The sequence below is a fragment of the Bacillus sp. BR3(2024) genome, from assembly GCF_039134555.1.
In the GTDB taxonomy this organism is placed as follows: domain Bacteria; phylum Bacillota; class Bacilli; order Bacillales; family Bacillaceae_G; genus Bacillus_A; species Bacillus_A cereus.
The window spans coordinates 2985035-3006793 of the sequence record NZ_CP152433.1; the positions used below are offsets into that span (position 1 = coordinate 2985035).

A 21759-nucleotide genomic window follows, 5' to 3' on the forward strand; every position below is an offset into this window, starting at 1 on the left:
TTCATTTTAGCTTTATCAATCCATTTATAATTTATTTCTCAACATATGACATATGGAATTAGAAGAAAACAATTGTTACTATATAAGTATCTCAATTACGTTATTTCTTTTAAAGAGAGCTTGTTTTTAATCGCAAGTTCTCTTTTGCCATATTCTAAATTGAATCCGGACAAATTTCAGAGTATATGATATAGTTTTTAAATAAAGATTAGAGCTCTCCTACAGGAAGGAGAGCTCTAATCTTTCATATAAATATTCACCATTTTTATCATTGTGAGGACATCAAAACTTTAACTTGATGGGGATATGGTGCTATCTCAATTAATAAATATTACAAACCATATATCTATCATATTTTTTATAAACAGGATTAATTAGATTTAAAAAAAGATTTCTTTTTCTTTACTCGTAATAAGTCACCTGTCCATCCTTTGAATCGCATATACATATACATACCCGCTGTTGTGAAAATAATAAATAAGAGAGCGATTAAATAGCTATATTTCCATTCTAGTTCAGGCATGTATTTAAAATTCATACCCCATAATGCTCCTAAGGCTGTCAAAGGCGTACTCACAGCAGTTAATACAGTAAGAGCTTTCATAATTTCATTCCCACGATGAGAAGAAACAACTTCTTGTAAATGAATCATCGTGTCTAATTCTTCTTGGTACTCTTTAACAAGTTGTAATCCACGCTCTAATTTTACGTATGTTTGTTTATAACAAAGGGTGTTTGTTAGTTTTTCTAACCAAGCTTCTTTTAGGCCTTGTAACACTTCTTGTATTAAGCGAAACACATGTGTGTTCATAAATAATTCATGACGAATATGATAAATCCTTTCTAAAACTGCTATGTTATTATGATGATAAAAATCCCATAATACATTTCTGAAATTGTTTTCAAAGTAGTCAACCTTTCGCAAATAATGAGATATAAACATTGATAAGATAGCACATAATCCTTCAGCGGAACTATTACAATTTTTTGTACCCATAGGGAAATTATGTATTATTTTTTGGAAATCCTCTTCCTCTTTTTCCTGAACTGTTATCAGTATTCCATCAGCTACGAAATAATGAAGAAATTTTTGAATTTTGGCGTCCTTTTTATCTTGATCATATAAAAACGAACCATATACACAAGTTTGACTTGGTGATAACGTATAAACATATAATCCATTTTCACAAGGAGAACTTATTTTCTTTACAAATTGAGCGAAATAAGATGTTACATCACGAGGGATTATAGAAGAAAGTTTTTCAAGCTCACTAGTTTTCACATGATACCAACTCCATTTCGTCATTTTTATGCATTCCATATTATTCTTCCTTTCTAAATAGTTTTATGTTTGATTGAATCATATCCGTAATACGAAATTTGTATGTAGGTATTCATGTCTTGGAGGAAGAGTTTTTAGATCATCTAAATTACAAAATAAATAACATAGGAGGTCTTATTCTTTTAAAAGGAAGACCCCCTATATATTAGTTATTTTTATTTTCAATTTTAAACATTTCCTCTATACAAGCACTTTTTATCTTTTCTTATAAAGAATTTATTATATGTGGAAAAGAAGCTACATAATTTGGCACGTCTATTCAACGAACTCCATTTCATTCGTTATTATAATTTGGATTCATATGCAGATTGATTGGTAATGTCCTCAAATACTTGACTCCCAATAATGTAGTATCCATGGAGTGCAGCCTCTTTCGAAGCGTCTACCATACGGAAAGAAGAAATTTCACTTTGCATTTTTTCAATTCGTTTTTTGTGGAGATCTACTATTCCTCCTGTCCAAATAATAGTGTTATACTGTTCTAACTTAAATTGTTCTTGTAATACACGCATGACGTCTTGGAAGTGTGCATCCAACTCTTTTTGAATCAAAGTATGAACCTGACTTGTCTCATGATTTTCTTCTCGACATTCATATCCTTTTTCTAATATGTTTGGCATGTCGTTAATATGCAATTGATTACTTTCACCCTCATGATTCTGCACGATATTCTTAATATTTTTCAAAGGCTTGCTACATCCTAGTTCCGCCTCATAATGATTTAAAATGACATTCTGTTTCATATCTGTCATTTCTACTGTACGAAATCCGCCATCAATAATTAAGATGCGATCTCGTTCCTGAATGATTCCCTCTTTTAAGAAATAGGCATGTAAAGCGACCGGTTGCTGAAGAATCAAAGCATTTTCCACCGTAATATGAATAAATTTCCCATCAATTTGTACGGAAGTCTCTTTTTTTAGTGCACGTTGTAATTGCTCATGCTGACTACCAAAACAAGTAACGGGGAGCCCAGTAACAACTAGAGGTAACACGACATTTTCTTTATAATCCTTTGCAATGCAACCAAATATTTGTTGTTTAAATCGTTCGCTTTCATAATAATTTTCTATTTCTTCGTCAAATGGAGGAAGAAACGAAGCGTCAGATTGATGTGCTTCATTTCCCATGTAGTATGCAAAATCTAAGTCTATAAAACTTACCTTTGTTAAATCTTCACTTTCAGCATGATTAGGTACAGGGGCTAGTGTGGAAGCTTCACTCTTGATTGTCATCTCAGAATCTACATCCTGTCGATATGCCCTTTTGGTAAAGCCAATTCCTACATCAATTGCATACAGAGATTTCATACTTTTTTCCTCACTTTCTATTTTTAGAATTAAATCTAGGCACTCTCTTCTTTCCCTTCTTTCACATATTTCTTTTCATTTTTCGTTTTTTCCCCGTCTAAGTTCTTACTATTTTCATTTATTTCGTAATCCTTTTCACCTGTTTTCTTTTTATTATTTTCGTTTTCTGTTAAGTCTTTAATGGTAGAAATGACAACTGGTGTGGCTGTAAGCAGTTGTGGTAATGTTTGTTTTGCAACATTAGCTGCAGTTACAGAAAATTGTTTACTTGTCTCAGTTACCTTCTCCAATGTTTCCTTTATGTTTCCTTCTTGTAGTTTTTCTTTTACGCTTTTTCCTTTTGTTTGTATAGCTTTCCGATTTTCTTTTTTTAATAGGGAGACTATGACTCCGGTCGTAATTCCAATCACAGCATATTTAAATATTGTATGTTTCATTTTTCTCATCCTTTTCTATTTTTATTTTCTTCCATGCTACAAACTAAAATAATTCCCTTACCTATTTATCAGATGTTGCAATCTATTACAGAGAATGATAGTTTTGCGGCTGCCTAGCATTCGCCATTGGTACTTCAGCTGTTACTAGGAGTAAAATCTTCCCTTGATCTAGTTTTTCTTCATATAAGTTAGCTTCCTCCTTCGACAACCCCATTTCTTCCATTTGATTTCGAAGTTCGTCCCCTTTTTTGGAGAAAAAGTTGATAATACTTGTTCCCAATCCTTGTTCTTTTACTCCAATCGTATTTGTGTTTGTATCATCCGCAATCCTTTTTGTTATATGTTTTTCATGTGCTAAAACATAAATGTCATCGTGGCGAACCCCTTGCAATTCTAGCTCTTTTACTTTCATAACTACTTCCTGTTCATTTTGATATTCATAAACTACCGTTTTTCTTTCATTCGTATGCATCGTATCTTTCCTCCTTTAGATTTTTTATTTTTTTATTTAGTTGTTATGTAATATGTAATACACCTATTTTAAAGATGTTAAACCTAAATTTTCAAAAAATTTTACACAATAGGTTATTCATGTTTTTAATATCAAAGAAATGTCACAAGCACTTTGCTTTGATAAAAGCGCTCCAAATAACGATTTGTTTGGAAGGTAAGCCCATTGTTTTATAGAAATCATAGCAAAATAAAAAAGCACTCCTTTTCAAAGAGTGCTTTAAAAAAACATACAACCTAATCAAAATATTTCTATTTTGATTACGGAAAGAAAGTCCTTATTAAAACATATGGTTGCTAATTTAATTGCGATCTGCCTTGCACCCAAGCAGCAATATCATTTATAACATACTCAGGGATATTAGCAGGACTATAATATTCATCTGGCTTACTTATTTCCCCATCACCCTCTGTAAAGAAATGATTTAACTTTGGATATAGTCGATAATCTACGTTATCTCGTTCTTTTAATTGTTCTTTCCAAAGAGGAATTTCAATTTTTGATTGAACTTGATAGTCTCTTTCTCCTTGAATAATAAGAAGCGGTGTCTTTTGTTCTTTTGACATTTCTGCCGCTTTAATTTTCCGTATAGAATCCCAAAATACTGCTGACCCTAAGTAAAAATCTTTTGGGGGATTCTGACCAGAGAAATTGGGATCATTTAATAATTCAAATTGCGATTTGTAGAATTTATATTGATCCAGGTTCATTGCTCCAATAGAGAAAAGGTACTCAAATTGATCTAAAACAACGTCTTGGATCGTACGAGCTGGCCCTCCCATTACAATTGCTCCAGCAATATTTTTATTTTGGTCTTTTTCAATCATTTTCGGAAGCATCATTCCACCTTGACTATGACCAAGAATATATATTTGATTCTTATTTATTAGAGGCTCATTTTTAAGAAATTGAGTTACAAGAAGAGCATCATCTGTTGTCTCTTTATCAACTGTATAAAAGGGACTGAATTGTGTTTTCAACCCATGTTCATACGTTCTTTTATTATAGCGAAGGACAGCAATTCCCTTCGATGCAAGACCTTCAGCTAAATCGCGAAATGGTTTTAAAGCAAACGCTGTTTCATCCTGATCAGTTGCTCCTGATCCTTGAACAAGAATAACCGCTGGAAAAGGCCCCTTTCCTTTTGGAACCGACAATGTTCCTGGTAATGGAAATGCACCACTTCCAACTACTACTTCTTTATCAACAAATGACTCAGGCTTACTATATGATGGACGCTCTGCAACAGGACTAAACGACATGCTGAGTTGAAAATCGTCTATTTTTCCAGATGGATCTAGTTTAATTAGTAAAGGTACAGTCATTTTTTCAAAAACTAATTGAATCTCCACATTTGTATGAACAGGATTTGTCTCTTTTTGTGTAACCTCTCCAATTTCTATAAAAGAACCTGCTTGTAATTGCACTGGGAGTCCCCCCCAATAGCTCTTCAACCATTCTTCGGATATTATTTTCTGTAATGACCTTGAGGTTAAATCAAATGCAGATTTATAATCTTCACTATTCATATGGCGAATAAATGAAAGAGTAGTAGATATAATAGGATTTTCATCATCACTATTGTCTACTTTTTTTATAGTTGTGTTTGCTTCCTTTAATTTCGAACTAAATTGGTAGTTAAACGGATAGTTATATGTATCAGGATATAAGCTTGTTTTCAATACTTCCGTATTCCGTCCCTCATACAAACTTGAAGAACTCGTAAAATTTTCAGGTGAAATTACTTCCTCCGCATATGAGACTGAAGGAATTGCTATTGTAAAAATTGCACTGACAAGTAATAACTTATTACTTATTCTTCTTTTCTTACCCATAATTATTGATTCTCCTTCCAAAATTTAAAATTTCTAATAAAACATGCCAACTATAAGGAAAATAAAAATTATTAAAGAGATTAATAATCTATTTTACGCTCCCCCCTAACTAGTTAAAAATCTATCATTAACAAACTTCAATAAAAAATGCCTTCCCCCTCTTTTTTTTATCATTGGATTTTTCAGTGACATAGAAGCGCAGCGCTGCATTACATGTAACTGACCCATGGGGTTCTCTATTCTAAAAGAAAGCAGCACCCCACAAGATACTTTCTTTAATTGTTCTCACTCTAATTTATTTAGATAATTCTCTTATTACTGTAAGATACATTTATTCTAAATCCTAAAACTCACTTATTTCTTGATAGGTTCTTAAGAAATATCAAAAAATAAAGAAAAAAGTTATTTGGTTATTCATTCCGCAAGCTTAATGCTCAAGTTAGTTTTTTTCACACGGTTAAACTTTATTAAGAAAACCTTAAGAAATTTCCCTCTATATTTATAAGAATTTTTTTCTATACTGAAGCATGTAAATGAACAAGAGGAGAAACGATAATGAGAAAATTTGTAATTTGCATATTAGGAATAGGCCTTCCTATATACTTACTACCTTTCATATTACGCGGGGATTTAGACAGATTTAATCCGATTGCTGAAGAAAAAAATGTATATGCCGTTGCGAAAGGATATGGTGTTCCGGATTATCATCAAAAAGGAAAAGCTATGTACTCACTAAAAGCTGTTGATGAATTAAGCAATGAAAAAGAATATAATGTTGGAACGAACACGCCTAATGATTTTATAAGAAAAACTTACTTAAAAATTCATGTAAAAGGAAAGTATGTGTATTCTTACGATATTATTTCTAAAGAGGATATTCCGGAGAAAATAAGGGGACAATTGGAGATAGCAAATAAATAAAAGAGCCAATTCATACGAGTTGGCTCTTTATTCTCTCTTCCATCTACCGCTGGGAGAATTCTTTCGGTAGATTTATTAAATTCGTTATCATTGTTTCAATAACCATTCTTCAATTACTTTCACTGTTTCATCTCGTTGTGCTTTTGGCGTAATTAAACTCGCATTATCACCTTTTTGCTCACCGTACATGCCAAAATTAGCATGATTCCCCCCTTTTATCATGTGCATAGTATTATTCTTTGACATTAACTTTTTATTGTTCTCTATTTTTTCTACAGTTGCTAAAGCATCTACTTCCCCGTAAATTGATAACATTGGAATCGACTTAGTAGAGAAGTCATCTGCAGGATACGAACCTAAGAAAATAATCCCGTCTACCTTTTCTTCATGTTGAAAGGCATACCTAGAAATCATAGCTCCACCCATTGAATGCCCAGCAACATACCATTTTTGAACTTCAGGATACTGTTCAATTACACTATCTACCTCATTTATTCCAAATATCGCTAAATTTAATGGTAACTTAGGCATTACTACAAAATGCCCATCTTTTGCAAGAGCTTCTCCTAAGTAACTATAAGCCTCGGCTTCTACTTTAGCTCCTTGATAAAAAATAACTCCTATTTTTGCATCTTTCTCTCCAAAAACTATATAATCTGCATCTTTTTTATCATCTACTAAAGACAAAGCCTCTTTCGTTGGTTTATAAGTAAACTGAGACCAAGTTAAAAAAGTAATACTTCCGATCATTAAAATACCTAATACAGAGTACAGAACAATTTTTATCCATTTCTTCACACATATGACCTCCCTAAGATGTGTATATTCTATACTTTAGATTATCATTAATAAACATAAAAACTCGAGCATTTTCTTTGTGCTCAAGTTTTCATTTACGTCTTTAATTTATACTATAAATTGTCCAAGATAAATATGTAGCAAATGCAGACCATAAAAAATATGGGATTAGCAACCATGCCGATACTTTAGATAAATTGGAAGAAAACATAATGAGAAGTAACGTAGTAATAGCGACTAGTAAACAATCTACTGTTGCTAAAAATAAATTTTTTTGGCTAAATTGAAAGTAGCTGAACGCTTGATTGAACATATAATTTAAAAGGAAAATAAACCAAAATGTTTTTGGCTTGAATCCATAGTTGTTGTAAATAATTGCAACTGATAATGCAATAAGTCCAAATAATACAGCCCATATCATTCCGATTGTCATACCAGATGGTGTCCAAGACGGCTTTTCTAACGCATCATACCAAGTACGATCAATAGGGAATAAAACACTAGAAACATAAAACAAACCATATGTTAGTAAAAATACTATAATACTAGATTTTTTCATAAACATTCTCCTTTTTACTAGAAGATTATAGAAACTTTATATGATTAGTATGTCCTTGTAATGGATAAAATTCTAATATTAAAATTCAAAATACATATTGTTTAACCTATTTCATACAAATTCTTTCATACTTTTATATGCACAAAGGGCTCTCTCCCGTGCTGCCTTATGATCAACAATCGGAAAAGGATATGTATCCCCAAGTTTTATATTGGATTTTTGTAAAATATGCTCAGGTGCTTCCCAAGGCTTATGTATATATTTGTTTGGGATATCTCTTAATTCTGGTACCCATCTTCTTATATACTCTCCATTTTTATCAAACTTTTCTCCTTGTGTGATTGGGTTAAAAATACGAAAGTACGGTGATGCATCTGCTCCACTTCCAGCAACCCATTGCCATCCCATTGTATTATTTGCAATATCAGCATCTAGTAGTGTATCCATAAACCATTTTGCTCCTTCTTGCCACGGAATTAACAAATGCTTTACAAGAAAAGAGGCTACAGCCATTCTTGCCCGGTTATGCATAAAACCTGTTTGCCATAGTTCTCGCATTCCCGCATCAATAAACGGATAACCCGTTTTCCCCTTTTGCCATACTCTTAATAACTCCTCTTCCTTATCCCACGGGAAATTTTCAAAGCTCTTATTAAGAGGTTTATATACTGTAAATGGATAATGATATAGTAAATAATAAGAAAACTCTCGCCAAATTAATTGACGTATAAAGCTATTAACTTGTTTTTCAAAAAGACTACATTGTCTTTCGGTACTTTTATTTATTAAGTAATGAAACATTAGCTTTACTGATATTTGACCAAATGAAAGATACGGTGCCAACATCGAATGGACATTTTGACCTGGAAAATCTCTTCCTTCACTATAAGAGACTAATTTACTAGAGAAAAATTTCTTGAATGTTTTATATGCCCCTTCTTCTGTCGGATCCCATATTACTTCCATATGAGATGTCCACGGTATAATCGGCAACAATTGTAATTCTGAAACAGATAAGCTTGCTGGTAAAGAGTTCCCCCACTTTATACTCTGCACTCTGCTAAAAGGTTTAGGTATTACCTGCTTTTGAAATGCATTGTAAAAAGGCGTAAACACCTTATATTCAGTGTTATCTTTCTTTTTAATAATCCACGGTTCTAATAATAAATGCGAATTAAATTCTTTACAGATAATACCTTTATCCTCTAACATCATTTTCATTTTTTGATTAGATTGTAATCTGTCCGGATCATAACAAATATTCCAATATACAGCCGTTATATCTAATTGCTCTATGAGAGAAAGTATTTCTTCCTCCGTACGTCCTTTACGAATTATTAAAGTAGAGCCCAATGCCTCAAGTTGCTTCTTTACATCTATTACAGCATGGTGCAACCACCACTTTGACGCACTTCCTATTGAAAAAGTTTCATCTTGTATATATACAGGAAGAACCTCACCAGACTGAACAGCCTCAAATAGAGCTGGGTTATCATATAAACGAAAATCTTTTTGAAACATAACAATAATTTTATTTTGCATGGCTATCCTTTCTAATTCTTAAAGCACAATTCATTCTTTATTAGAACAAATACTTCTGTTATTTTTAAATGATTATAAGAATCATTTTTTGTAATTGCAAACAAACTCTTCTATCTTTAATGGATTTTTCCAACTCTTAATAAAGATAAAAATATAATGCACTTTGTACTTATCTTAAACTCTTATAAAATAAAAAAGAAAATGGAGAGAAAGATGAAAAAACAATTTTATAAACAATCAAACTTAAATACATCTATAGATTCAACAATCCTATGGACTTTTCAAAACCAAAATGCCATAAATACACTTTTGAATGAAGGTAAGCTTATAGCCGATCCTATTTTTGTTAGTAAAGAAGATTGCACAGCATATAAATACATTGTAAGACACATGAAACAGAAAGGTATTGAATTTATTATAGATTTACCCATTTGGGCATGGCATTCATGCAATGGTTACCAAAAGAAGCCTACTTATGAGACTGCAAGAGAATTACTATCAGATATTCAATTAGAGAAAGAAATATACCTCATCGAATTCACATGTCCTAATTTTTTATTCATGTTAACAAACTATAGCCGATGGTGCGACATTTATTTTAAACTTACTGGCAATCCTAAAGCAAGTGTAACAAATGATGAAGAAAAATACTTATTTAATCTTTACCCTACCATTGAGGAAGAATGGGAATATCATCATATCCAAGCAACTCTACCCTACCTAAAAAAAGAATGGATTATACAAATAACTGAACTTAGTAAAATGAATGGATTTAACAAATAATATTGTTTATGAATGCTTTATTTAAGCATTCATAAACATAACAAATAGTCACATGAAACTAATACATTTAAAATAGCTTTTTTTATAATGGAATCCTAAATATGCTCCTTACTACTATGATTTTGTATACATGCAGTTTACTCATTTAGTTTTGGTCTAGTTTGTAAATATAAATTCAAATCTGGACTTGAACCGTTAATAATTATATCTCGAACAATTTTAGAAAGTACCATACTATAAACTAATCCATTATCTCCATACGCATAGATAAAGTGACAATTTGGAAACTCTTCATACATTCCAATTATAGGTAAACCATCATGAGTACCACCATAAAAAGCACTTAAATAAAATTCAGGTTCAACTGTTATATTGGGAAAGAGCTTATTAAATTCATTCACTAATTTCTCTTTTTTATGGATTAATTTTGAATCTCTTTCTTGAGCAATGTTTGTATCTTCATCTAATCCACCTATAATAATCCTATTATCTACAGTAGTTCTCATATAAATATATGGTCTCGCAGTTTCCCAAATGAGAGTGCGTTTATACCAAGAAGATAAATCTTCCACAGGATTAGTAACAATTGCATATGAGCTAATCAGTGTAGCGTTCTTTTCCTTTTTAAATTCCAATCCTTCATATCCTGCAGCCACAATTACTTTATTGGCAGTAATAGAATTGCCCTCCTTTGTATAAAAGATAGCACATTCTTTCTCTAACTTTTTGCCAACAATCTCTGTATCTTCATAAATGTGAACTCCTTTATTAGAGGCTTGTTCTAATAAACTATGTGTAAATTTATAAGGATTTATTTCACCATCATTATACGTATAAATAGCTGCACGTTTTTTAAATGGATATCTCTGTCCAATTTGTTTTTCTGATAACCAAGCCGCTTTAAAATCATGCTTATGTAAATAATACAGTTCCTTTTCTAATTTCTTTATATCCTCTTCATAACTTGCATAATATAAGCTGTCACGTCGTTTAAAGTCAGAGCAATAAGGCAAGTTTTGATCAGCATATTCAATATCATTAATAGCTTGTTCACATAATTTCATATGCTTAACTGCATACTCTTCCCCAAATGTATTTACAAGTTCAAAAAACATCTTATCACCTAAATATTGAATAAGTGCTGTATTTGTAAGGTTACTTCCATGTCCTACCTTTCTTTTATCAACGATAACAATATTTAAATCTGATTCACTCAAATAGTATGCTGATTGAGCACCCGAACTTCCTGCTCCTATTATTAGTACGTCACATTTTATATCTTCGTCCAAACGAGGATAAGAAGGTGTATTAGAAAAAGTCGTGTTCCAATATAATTTCCCTTTCTGTAAATCCATTTTAATTGCACCGTCCTAAATAAAATAGTTATATCCCCATCGGTATCTCCAAATCATTCTTACTATATACTTCTTATCAAAATTATCTTGCTATCATGAATAAAGGTTTTCATAAACCTAAAAGCCTTGTCTTAAAAATTTTTTCGAAAAAACGTCAAATAATTTTTTATTTTTATTATAAAAAGAGCAAAAGATCTCCATTTATAGAAGATTTCTTTTACTCTTTTTTAAAGGAAACAACTCCAAATATTTAACATATTATAGTATCTACTAAATAAAAGTTGCTTATCTATCGATAACTTACACATAAGAATGCATTTGTTTCACTACTTTATTAACAGAAACTTTAACAACCGTTTCTTTTTCCCCTGTTCTATCAATCTTGAAACCATGAACTTTAACATCAGACGGTACTAGTGGATGATGACAAATCATATCTATACTCTTCTCAATATTTTCACTAACATTTTCTTTTCCACTTAGCCATTCATCAAGGCTACCACTTGAAAATTCAGGCATGCAATTTTCAAAGAGATAGTCTAGTTCCCTGTTATTTTTTATGGAATCACGTTGAATTTGTAGATTAACTACATCAGTTTCTTTATCCTCTATTCCTACAACGAAAATTTCTTTAACATTTTCTTGATAAATAGCAATAATAATAGATCTCATTATATCTCCATAAGGATGCACAATTACAGAATCGTAGCTGTGTATAGTCAACATGTTTTCTTGTTGAATGTTAGTTACTTGTTGGATAATAGGCTCTATTTCATGTTTAATGTCTGTTAACAATAAAACTTTTTTATTCTTTGAATTCATATGGAGCACTCCTTCTTCATTATTTTATTTATGAAACTTTTAAGCTAGTAACAATAGTTGATAATTCATTACATGATTGTTACCAGTTTTTCCAGTGTCCCTCTGGATCAACACTTGCAAGTCTAACCCATCCATTTTGAACTTTTTCTCGAAATGTGAAATCATTATTTAGCAAACGTTCTATATATTGACTAGGCGCTTGAATTACAATTAGTAAACGAAGTGGTGAATGATACGTTTCACTATCTGACTGCATAACGGATTGCCAAGGTAAGCCTGGCAACAAATCACTTGCATTTCCCTGCATAACACCTAGACCCGCGGTTACAGTTTGGGTTGTTTTGTTTCCACTACCATAATAATGAGGAGCTACAGTTGAAGCGTAATATTGTAGATTTATCCACTGAGCTACTGTTCCTGGTCCTGCAATAATGTTAGCTAATATATCGCCACTTTCATCCTGTTTCCAATCATAATTATGAAGGAAAGCCCTACCTTCTAAGTCACAATCCTGAGTTAATTCTCGTTGCCCGATAATAAAAGATGCATTACGAGCTAATCCCCATTCTGGACGTATTTCACTCCAATCTTCTGCAAATCGATGTGCCTCTTTACTCGCATTTTTTATTTTCGTTTTAAAATTTGGTAATTGCGTTAAACGCTCTCTATTTGCATGTTGGCTCACATTTGGCATAATCGATTCGATACAATCAAATGCTTCTTGCGCAGTTTCCGAAAGTTCTGGGACGTAAATCCATTCCAATTCGTCCACTGTTGTTTTATGTTCAGCTGCTGCAAAAATGGTATCCTCAGGAATTTTAATACCTTCCACAAACAACGCCTCTCTCACTTCTGGGAGATTACATAAAGTAGCAAAAACTCTTGCATTGAATCCTCCTGCTGCTCCGCCACAAGCACCACACTCAAGTGCTGCAGCATAAGGATTGTTCGTACTTTGACTACTATGTCCGCACATTACAACTAAAGGAGCAAATTTTTCTGTCAGTCCCACCATTTTTAAAGCTTGACGCACATAGTTCACTTTTTCTTCTTTCGTAAAACCGATAGGTATCTCGCCCTTTGTGTCATGAACATGATTAAGCGAGAATGTTGTATCAGGTTTTTGTAACATAGTTTTACGAAGGTTACGAATGAAGCCACCAACTCCTCTTGGGACAAAGCTTCTTGTCACCATCTGTAGACCAAGTAAAGGACCACTTAACTCAGGTAGCACCATACTTGTCAGTACGTTCTGTTTCATCGTTTTAAAAGTATAACGTACCGAACTGCCTACCCTCTTACGTTGCTCATAAGATTTAAGTTCATTTTCATTTGTGAGCTCTTTTATTTGATGTTTCGGTTTGAGTATAACTGGCAAAGAAGGATGGTTGTTATTACTACCTAGTTCACTAGTTGCAATTGGTAACCCAAAGAAACCAGCTATTCCAAATGTTTCAAACGGACCTAATTTTTCAAGATGGCGACGAAACGGTTCTGAACGTACATCAATACAGAATGCTAATTGAGCTAATACACGCTTTTTATCATTGGTTGCACGTTGTGTAGAAGCAATCTTCTCCCTTAATTGCTCTGCATGCGTTTGTTCCCAAGCTTCCAGCCAAAGTTTCTTGCGAATATTTTCATCAAAACGATAAGCGAATACTAATAATTCACTTTGTTCAGTAGCAGGCATTTGTAACCATTCCCGTGTTGAAATATTCCCCCAATAGATCCAAGAAGCTATAAGTGGGACGATCGAAACTTTTTTCTCAACCTTTTGATTTTTTAAAGGTAAATAAGGTTTTACAATAGCCAGCTCCATAGAAATTCGAACTGCTAAATATTCTATGAGAAGTTCCTGTTCCTGAATTGATTGTTGTGAGCGCCATCGTATCATTCCTGACCACCCAGGCAAAGAAAGTAAGTGCCCTTCAAGGTAAGATTGTATGTTAGATTCAGAAATTCCTAGTTCAGATAATGCTCTCGCTAAAGCTACTTCGGCATCTTGTGGCCAATTTTTTAAAACTTTACGCTCATTTTTACTGAGCGCTGGATCAAATTTAATAAGGTGTTGCCATGCGCGATAAAAACCTTTCTCTCGATTTGGCATCGTCCAATTTGATCCGGATTCATCAAGATATAATTTACACCATTTAATGATATGATAATTAAGAACATCAGATAGGTTTTCACTATTTTGACTCTCTATAAGCGAACTTATTGGCTGCATAACAGAGGCTTGCATACTTGCTGTATTTATATAATTCATTTCTTCTGCCAATTTATTTACTTCTGGCGATGATAATAGACTAGAAGGTAATTTTTCTAACTTTAAAGCTGCTTGGCAAAATCGCTCTGCTTTCTCTCGCGGAATATGAAAAGATTGTGAATCCAGCCAACGAGACAAACTCATTTGTAAAAATGATTCCTCAATCTCACCTTTCGCTTTTGCCGAATGAATCATGGAGGCACTAGGATAAATATCCACATTACGAGCTTCTTTTAACCAATTTGCGACTTGTTCAAATGATTGCTTTTCAAGTCCCATCCAAGGGTGGTGAGCTGCAAACGTAGAGATAGGCCAAAGTGGCGCAATAACTCGGCTAGCAGATGCAACTAAATCATTTATATTATTTTCTTGCATATCAATGTTTGTATCTTTCTTTAATATTGACGGTATGCTCATCACGAATTACCTCCCTTTGATACATAATGTTTCAGATAGCTTGGGTGACTTTCTACTGACTTTCGTCTCGCCTCACCTACTCGAACTAACCAAAGATAAAGTACAGCGAATAAAGTAGAAGATTGATGACGAGTAACGAAAGTACTAATAACACTACTAAATAGTAAAATACATATAACAAAGATAACGGCTGGAGCTGAAGGTTGAACACTTTGATAAATATCAGTATGCAACCATTTATAAAGAGAATTATGAACGGTAAAGTAAATGAGAGAAAATCCAATCAAAACAATTACGCCAGCAATTCGTCCCATTCTTCCCTCTCCAAAAACAACAAGCTGTTTCCATGAAAAGTATAGTGACCAGCCTAAGATTAACGCACTAACTAGTTGATACCCCTCTCCAGAAGTCATAAACCAGAAAGTAATTGCTATAAATAATCCTAAAACACGCCCAACTATAATCCATAAATTGGACATCTTTTCATTAGACTGATTCACTACCCCAAAACGTTGCACGGAAGAACCAGCTTGTAAAAATAGTGTAGCTTTAAACAAACCATGTAAAATTAAATGAATAATAGCCGCTAAATAGGCGCCTAATGCACATTGAATAAGCATAAATCCCATTTGTGCAATAGTTGAACCTACTAGCTGACGTTTATAATCAACTTGGACTAAACTAATTCCTGTACCTATTAAGATAGAAATACTAGAGAAAATTAGTAAAATTATTTGTGCAATATCATCATGAAAAAGAGGTGAAAATCTAGTTAACATGATACCGCCAGCATTTACTAAACCCGCATGCATAATAGCAGAAACAGGAGTTGGAGCAACAGCAGACTCAATTAACCATCTTTGAAAAGGCCATTGTGCTGCTGGAATCATCACCGCTAATATAATTAATAAGTTAATTCCTGTTCTCTCCAATGTTCCATGTAGCACTACATTTTCATTCGTTAAAACTGATGTTAACTGCCACTGTCCTGTTACTTGAAAAAGCCAAATGATAGCTGATAGTAAGGCAATCCAACTTATTGTAAATAGGTAGCCCGAGATTTTAGTTGCTTCACTAACTACTTTCCACCCTTTATTTAGCCCTATAAGTAGAACCAATCCTATAAGCGTTGCTCCCCAACAAATGAGCATTAAGCGAAGATCATCACTTAACCATGCAACCGAAGATACACCTGTAGTAAATGTAAAAAGTGCAAAGTATTTTCGATATGAACGATCTCCCATTAAATAACGTACAGAGAAACGCTGAATGATTAAACCAATTGTAAGAACAAAGAAAGCCATTAACCAAGCTAAAGTATCTAGATGCCAAGGCCCCACAACTCTATCTCCATTGTTATTAACAAGTGCGAGTAAAGAAACCAATGAAGGTAAAGCAGCGATACCAATATGGATATGAACAAAACGTAAAGGTATCCTTGCATGTAAAAATAATAATCCACTTAGCCAAGAAGCACTAAGCGCCATAAAAAATAAAGTTAACAGTGTTGATGAACTCAGCGAAATTAACATGTTAAATACTCCCTTCTAAGCGAAAATAGCCTATAAAAATTCCTTTTCATTACGATAGTTTTTTAAATTTCAATTTTCATTCACTCTTTTTAGTACATCGTTTTTTCCCATAAAAAAAACCGACAACTTCCATAATTCAATGATTTTATATCATCATTGAATTATGGAGATTGTCGGTTTCACTTCAACTAACTTCAATAAAGTTTTTTGAAGAGCTCCCATTTTATAGAGGATAGTAATGTATGTATTACTCCTATTAAAAATAACAGTATATCTCTGATCTCCTAGATTATGCAATCAATATATCAATTTATGTTATGCGCTATCTTTCAATTAAGAAACTTTTTCATTTAGTCAATATTACATATTAAAAAAATGCTAAAGCCTTAATTATAGCAAACAGTTAAAATAAGCATCTATTAATTTTTTAAAACAATTATAAGATAAACTATATTAAGCAGTTTGTCAATTTATTTATCAGTTTTTTTGAGCCTTATTCCAATTAAAATTCAGTATACGTAAATAATTTCAAGTTATTAATTATTATCATGTTAATAAATTTAAATAAAGCGCAAAACTTTTAGGTTTCTTAATTATCTCCCACTAACCCTACGGTGGTTTTAATTTTTAAAATTTTTCCTCAAGATTATGAAACAATTTAAAAATCATTACTCGTTCACCAGTACGGGAGCTTATATCCGTATGAAAACTTTTCACTTTTTCTCCAGTTAATTCTAGTATAATCTCTTTCAAATCTTCAATTCCAGATTCAACTAGCTCCGAACGATTTTTCTTTATCGTTAGCATACCGTCTTTTGTTTCGCAAACCGTATATTCAGCTGGCGTTAAAATACCTTGTAAATTTACGATAATCATATCCCGTAATATATCTGTCTTAACGGATATAGACCCGCGTCCTAGGTAGTCCTTTTCCCAGTGAGTAATTGCTTTGCTTATCTCTGATTCAATAGAGCCTTTTGAGTTTTTCATCTTTGTATCCTCCTTCAATAAAATGTAATTACATTTATAATTACAATAACAATATAATAATCTGGATTGATTTTATTTTCAATTATTGAGAAGAATTTATAGGAATCGTTGTCATGTATCCTTTAGTATTAAGGTGAATTTTTATATTGTAATATACATTTTTTGATTATTCCCCGATAAAATACTCTTACTATAAAGACTCTGTTGCATAGATTTCAAAAAAGGACATTCCAGAGAAAATAAGAAAACTCTTGTAACGTAATATACAAACAAAAAATCCTACACTTATGAGTAGGATTTTTCTCTATTTATATTAGTCAAAAAACTAAAAGTATACCTGCCCTCCAAACATATTACCGATTGGGTTTATGCATATTTCCTTCGAATTTTGCCAACCACCAATAACAGTAAAGGAATCCCTAGCTCATAAACAGGAAATGCAATTGGAATTACGAAAAATATGTAGTAATAATGGGTAAATGTTTGGATATTTTTAACTGACACAGCTATGATGAACGAAATAGGAGCAAGAACTAACGCTACTTTTCGCCAATCCTTCAAATGAAATATTTGTGCTGTTCCATAACAAGCGATAAACATGTATAACGCCAATTTCACAAAAATACTAAAAAACCAAATAATAACTATCAAAATATCCACATTTTGAATGAACTCCATGACAGATATGTATCGGCTCAAATCGTAAACCGGATACAAAAAACTTGAAGATAAATTCGGACCGAATGTTAAAATGACCGCTAATGTTCCAATCGTTACCATGAAAACGGCTAATCCTACCCCCAACATCGCCCTTGATGACGCTTGCTCTGGTTTATCCATAAAGAAAACGAACATCATCATCATAACAGCCTCTCCAAAAAATGCGGCTACAGGAGTATAGGAACCTTTAAGGATGGGAAGCCAGCCAGAATCGTGATAAATAGGCCGCATATAATCCCAATTCATATTGCCAACATTCAAAATGATTACAAACGTTATCATTAAAAGTACAATTGGCCCTATGATTTCACTTAAACGTCCAATACCTTCCACCCCTCCTTGGTAAATGATAAAAATGAGCAATAACATCGCAGTAAAGACAATGACCCACAAAGGTGTATTATGAAACAAAGCGATAATAATGAATTCACCAAATTCACGGACGGTTATCCAAATTATCATGTACCACCCAAAGAAGTAAGGAATCATCAGTAGCTTTCCTAGCCATTTACCAAGAATAGTTTGACTAAATTCAATGAGAGTTTGTTTCGGATAAAGCGAACCAAGTGTAGTTGCCAAAAAAGTAAGAGCAACCCCTATCACTCCTGCAATCAAAATCGAGATCCACGCATCTTGTTTGACAGTACGAATCGTCGCTGGAATAACTAGAAGGAGTGATTGTCCCACTTCAAATGTGAACATCATCCAAAAGATTTGCCTGCCAGAGATTTTCATCGAATTTCTCACACTCTATATTCCTCCTTATTTTTTCATTTCATTTTTCTTCAACTGCAACGGTGGTCCAGTCAGTCCTACTCGCCGAATAGTGAGCTGTGTATGAACAGAAACCTCCACTTTTCGAAATTGTTTACTCCAATTCTTTTTTAACCCTTTCCATTCGGATGGATATTTTTGATGAATGGCTTCTCCAAATCCAAAGATATCGGTTCCGTATTGTTTTTGAACCTTTTTAATAGTTTGGAGAGCTTCCTTTTCGGACTGTTTTTCCAATACATGTTCTAAAAGAGTAAGATTTTTTGGCTGCGAAAGATCTAAATTCGTATTGTTCTCCTGAATTGTTCCTTCACCAGAAAAAACAATGTCACACTTAATTGTGTCCCCTTGTATAGTAGGTATGATTTTTCTATTGATCTTTGTCATATATAAACTTGCACTACCATTTCCTTTAGAGGCCGTTGCTGTAACTGTCTGTTTACTTAAACGATTCACTATCCAAAGAGTAGTTAACCATTCCTGCATGTTCAAGTATCCTACCAATTTGAAATCGTTGTTAAATATAGCACCGCCTACAATTTGAAACCCTTTGACCTCAGTTTTTCCTTTTTTATGAGACACATTTAGTTTAATAACGGGCAAAATCGGAGTGATTCCATCACTCGTACCAGCAATAAGAAAATTTAATAAAGACATATCTCCCGCTGCCTCTATTTGCATATGCTCTTTAAGTGCCCCAAGTGCCGGGATAGACTCTAAAGGGATGGATGCTTTCAGAAAATCTTTTGCAGTATTCCCTTTTATGACAAACACACCTGCTCGTAATCGAATATCAGGATCGCGGCTATATGCATCTAAAACTGGAGCAAGACCACTTTTAGCCATTTTTTCTCCAATCAATATTACACGCTGGTGCCCTCGAAAAATTTCTCTCGACATTTTTGTTTGCATCATTTGTATAGCTTCATGTGTATCCCTTCCCGTTCCCGATTCTGTAAAAAACGCTTTTCCTGCATTACTTCTTCCGCTCTGTCCCATTCCCATTTTTGATGGAATAATAAACTGAGCACTAATTTCAATCTTATTATTCTTCGCTTGATCAAGTCCCCATCCTAATTCTATTGCCAAATCATTTAATTCTGTCCGATCCCAACATCCCGTCAAGAAGCATAAAGAAATGACCAGTATCATACAGAGTGCCTTGTGCAGGCTCATTCTGTTTCCCCTCCCCGTTTCTCATCTGGCTTTTGTCCACCTGGAAAACGGACTTTCTCTTCACCAGATACCATTATTGGGCGGTGGGTCATATTCCAACGAGGTGTTCGGAGAAAAACATCCTTTAAATCACGAGGAGTTTGTGGTGCAACTGGACTTAAATACGGAATGCCAAAAGAACGAATGTTAGTTAAATGAATCAAAATCGCAAGGGTACTTATTGCAACACCGTATAGCCCGAGCATCCCTGCCAATAACAGCATCGGAAAGCGTAACATCCGGTAAGCTGTTCCTAAGTTGTAGCGTGGGAACGCAAATGACGCAATACCGGTCGTCGCCACAACAATGACCAAAGGTGCGGAAATAATACCTGCTTGCACAGCAGCTTGCCCGATAACAAGTGCTCCGACAATACTAACTGCTGATCCAACAGGTTTTGGTAACCGAACCCCCGCTTCCCTCAAGCCTTCAAATAAAAACTCCATCATTAGCGCTTCTATGACAGCCGGGAACGGAATGCCTTCTCGCGCAGCTGCAATACTAATAAGCAAATTTGTCGGTATTAATTTAGGATGAAAGGTTGTAATAGCAACATAGAGAGAAGGAAGAAATAATGAAATATTAATTAATATTAAACGTATCCATCGAACAAAAGTTGTGTAGATGGAGCGTTCATAATAATCCTCCGCTGCTTGTAGACCAGTCCAAAATGTCATAGGAACAATCAAAACGAAAGGTGTGTTATCTACTAAAATGGCGACTTTCCCCTCTAATAAACTTGCACAAACCGCATCTGGCCGCTCAGTATTTTGAATTTGTGGAAAGGGTGAAAAGGGTTGGTCCTCAATAAACTCTTCAATGAAAGCTGACTCCAATACTCCATCAATTTGAATTCGCTTTACCCTTTGGCGAACTTCATCCAAAACCGAATCAGGTGCAATTCCCTCAATATAAGCAATTACCACATCTGTCTGTGACAATTCCCCAATCGAATAAGGTTCCATTTTTAGTTTTTGGCTTCGAATTCTTCGGCGAATCAGGCTCGTATTGACCCTTATCGTTTCCGTAAACCCGTCCCGAGGGCCACGAACAGAGATCTCGGCAGCCGGCTCTTCAATACCTCGTTTTTCAAAACCTTTTAAATCAGCGACTAGAGCTTGACTTTCTCCTTCTGTTAAAATGACAACATTCGCTTTCAATACTGCTTCTATAACCTCACGAACTTTAGAGATTGTCTTTACTTGAGAAACCGCAATTAGCTGATTTTGTATAATTTCTCCTACCGAATCCACACTCTTTACTCCACTAGGCAGACCTTCGAACATCATTGGTTTCAAAACAACTTGTTCCACAACTTTAGTGTCAATTAATCCATCTATATAAATAAAAAGAATTTTATTTTGACTATCTATGATTATTGGACGAAAAACAATATCGGAACAATTTTCAAAAACTTGTCTCAAAACTTCTTCATTCGCAGATACACTCTGCTTGAGTTCGCACTCTTGATCATTTTGGAGCAGCATACTTGCACTCTCAAGTTCCTGAATATCTTTTCTCAAACGCTTTCTACTAAGTTTTTTCATCATACTACCCCATTTATCGAGTGGTTTATGTTTTGAACCCAATTGTTAGTAATTTCTTGACAGAATAGCTTTAAAAAACC

At 33.7% G+C, this 21759-nt stretch carries 18 protein-coding genes; 2 read left to right on the plus strand and 16 right to left on the minus strand.

Annotated elements, in window-relative coordinates:
• Positions 1–370 precede the first annotated feature (370 nt).
• The 5 genes from V7S45_RS15400 to V7S45_RS15420 form a co-directional block, all read right to left on the minus strand.
• Entirely contained in the window at positions 371–1321 is a 951-nt protein-coding gene (locus V7S45_RS15400; protein WP_000388923.1) for a magnesium transporter CorA family protein, read from the minus strand.
• Positions 1322–1626: 305 nt separating this feature from the next.
• Positions 1627–2652 (minus strand): ParM/StbA family protein, encoded by a 1026-nt coding sequence (locus tag V7S45_RS15405; protein ID WP_000839441.1) that lies wholly within the window; start codon positions 2650–2652, stop codon positions 1627–1629.
• A gap of 35 nt (positions 2653–2687) precedes the next feature.
• Positions 2688–3089, minus strand: a complete 402-nt coding sequence (locus V7S45_RS15410) for a hypothetical protein (protein ID WP_000683216.1) — start codon at positions 3087–3089, stop codon at positions 2688–2690.
• Between the two features lie 85 nt (positions 3090–3174).
• Positions 3175–3561, minus strand: coding sequence for a general stress protein (locus tag V7S45_RS15415; protein WP_000557320.1), 387 nt, complete (start codon positions 3559–3561; stop codon positions 3175–3177).
• A gap of 335 nt (positions 3562–3896) precedes the next feature.
• Positions 3897–5435 carry a prolyl oligopeptidase family serine peptidase gene (locus V7S45_RS15420; protein WP_017673630.1) on the minus strand — a complete coding sequence of 513 codons (1539 nt, stop codon included), beginning with the start codon at positions 5433–5435 and terminating at the stop codon, positions 3897–3899.
• Between the two features lie 555 nt (positions 5436–5990).
• Between V7S45_RS15420 and V7S45_RS15425 the strand changes: the two genes are divergently transcribed.
• Positions 5991–6356 (plus strand): YxeA family protein, encoded by a 366-nt coding sequence (locus tag V7S45_RS15425; RefSeq protein WP_001225224.1) that lies wholly within the window; start codon positions 5991–5993, stop codon positions 6354–6356.
• 87 nt (positions 6357–6443) lie between these two features.
• Here V7S45_RS15425 and V7S45_RS15430 read toward each other — a convergent pair whose 3' ends face one another.
• The 3 genes from V7S45_RS15430 to V7S45_RS15440 form a co-directional block, all read right to left on the minus strand.
• On the minus strand, positions 6444–7154 hold the full coding sequence (locus tag V7S45_RS15430; RefSeq protein ID WP_025688069.1) for an alpha/beta hydrolase: 711 nt from the start codon (positions 7152–7154) through the stop codon (positions 6444–6446).
• Positions 7155–7257: 103 nt separating this feature from the next.
• Positions 7258–7713: a tryptophan-rich sensory protein gene (locus V7S45_RS15435; RefSeq protein WP_025688067.1), complete on the minus strand. Its 456-nt coding sequence runs from the start codon at positions 7711–7713 to the stop codon at positions 7258–7260.
• A 111-nt stretch (positions 7714–7824) separates the two neighbouring features.
• Positions 7825–9255, minus strand: a complete 1431-nt coding sequence (locus tag V7S45_RS15440) for a deoxyribodipyrimidine photo-lyase (RefSeq protein ID WP_001179969.1) — start codon at positions 9253–9255, stop codon at positions 7825–7827.
• A 213-nt stretch (positions 9256–9468) separates the two neighbouring features.
• Between V7S45_RS15440 and V7S45_RS15445 the strand changes: the two genes are divergently transcribed.
• Positions 9469–10038 (plus strand): DUF3841 domain-containing protein, encoded by a 570-nt coding sequence (locus tag V7S45_RS15445; RefSeq protein WP_025688064.1) that lies wholly within the window; start codon positions 9469–9471, stop codon positions 10036–10038.
• 137 nt (positions 10039–10175) lie between these two features.
• Here the strand turns inward: V7S45_RS15445 and V7S45_RS15450 are convergent, their stop codons facing one another.
• From V7S45_RS15450 to V7S45_RS15485, 8 genes are all read right to left on the minus strand, one after another.
• Entirely contained in the window at positions 10176–11393 is a 1218-nt protein-coding gene (locus V7S45_RS15450) for an FAD-dependent oxidoreductase (RefSeq protein ID WP_000365632.1), read from the minus strand.
• A 300-nt stretch (positions 11394–11693) separates the two neighbouring features.
• A complete protein-coding gene (locus V7S45_RS15455) occupies positions 11694–12215 on the minus strand; it encodes a carbonic anhydrase (RefSeq protein ID WP_025688061.1) in 522 nt (173 codons plus the stop codon).
• Positions 12216–12294: 79 nt separating this feature from the next.
• Entirely contained in the window at positions 12295–14901 is a 2607-nt protein-coding gene (locus V7S45_RS15460; RefSeq protein ID WP_025688060.1) for a putative inorganic carbon transporter subunit DabA, read from the minus strand.
• A complete protein-coding gene (locus V7S45_RS15465; protein WP_025688059.1) occupies positions 14901–16433 on the minus strand; it encodes an NADH dehydrogenase subunit 5 in 1533 nt (510 codons plus the stop codon). The genes V7S45_RS15460 and V7S45_RS15465 overlap by 1 nt, the downstream gene beginning before the upstream one ends.
• 627 nt (positions 16434–17060) lie before the next feature.
• Positions 17061–17423, minus strand: a complete 363-nt coding sequence (locus tag V7S45_RS15470; protein WP_000798162.1) for a DUF2294 domain-containing protein — start codon at positions 17421–17423, stop codon at positions 17061–17063.
• Positions 17424–17789: 366 nt separating this feature from the next.
• Positions 17790–18878 (minus strand): endospore germination permease, encoded by a 1089-nt coding sequence (locus tag V7S45_RS15475; RefSeq protein ID WP_000703146.1) that lies wholly within the window; start codon positions 18876–18878, stop codon positions 17790–17792.
• A gap of 27 nt (positions 18879–18905) precedes the next feature.
• Positions 18906–20093 (minus strand): Ger(x)C family spore germination protein, encoded by a 1188-nt coding sequence (locus V7S45_RS15480; RefSeq protein ID WP_025688057.1) that lies wholly within the window; start codon positions 20091–20093, stop codon positions 18906–18908.
• The gene (locus V7S45_RS15485) at positions 20090–21682 is read right to left on the minus strand and encodes a spore germination protein (RefSeq protein WP_025688055.1); all 1593 of its coding nucleotides are present in this window, start codon (positions 21680–21682) and stop codon (positions 20090–20092) included. The genes V7S45_RS15480 and V7S45_RS15485 overlap by 4 nt, the downstream gene beginning before the upstream one ends.
• Positions 21683–21759 lie beyond the last annotated feature (77 nt).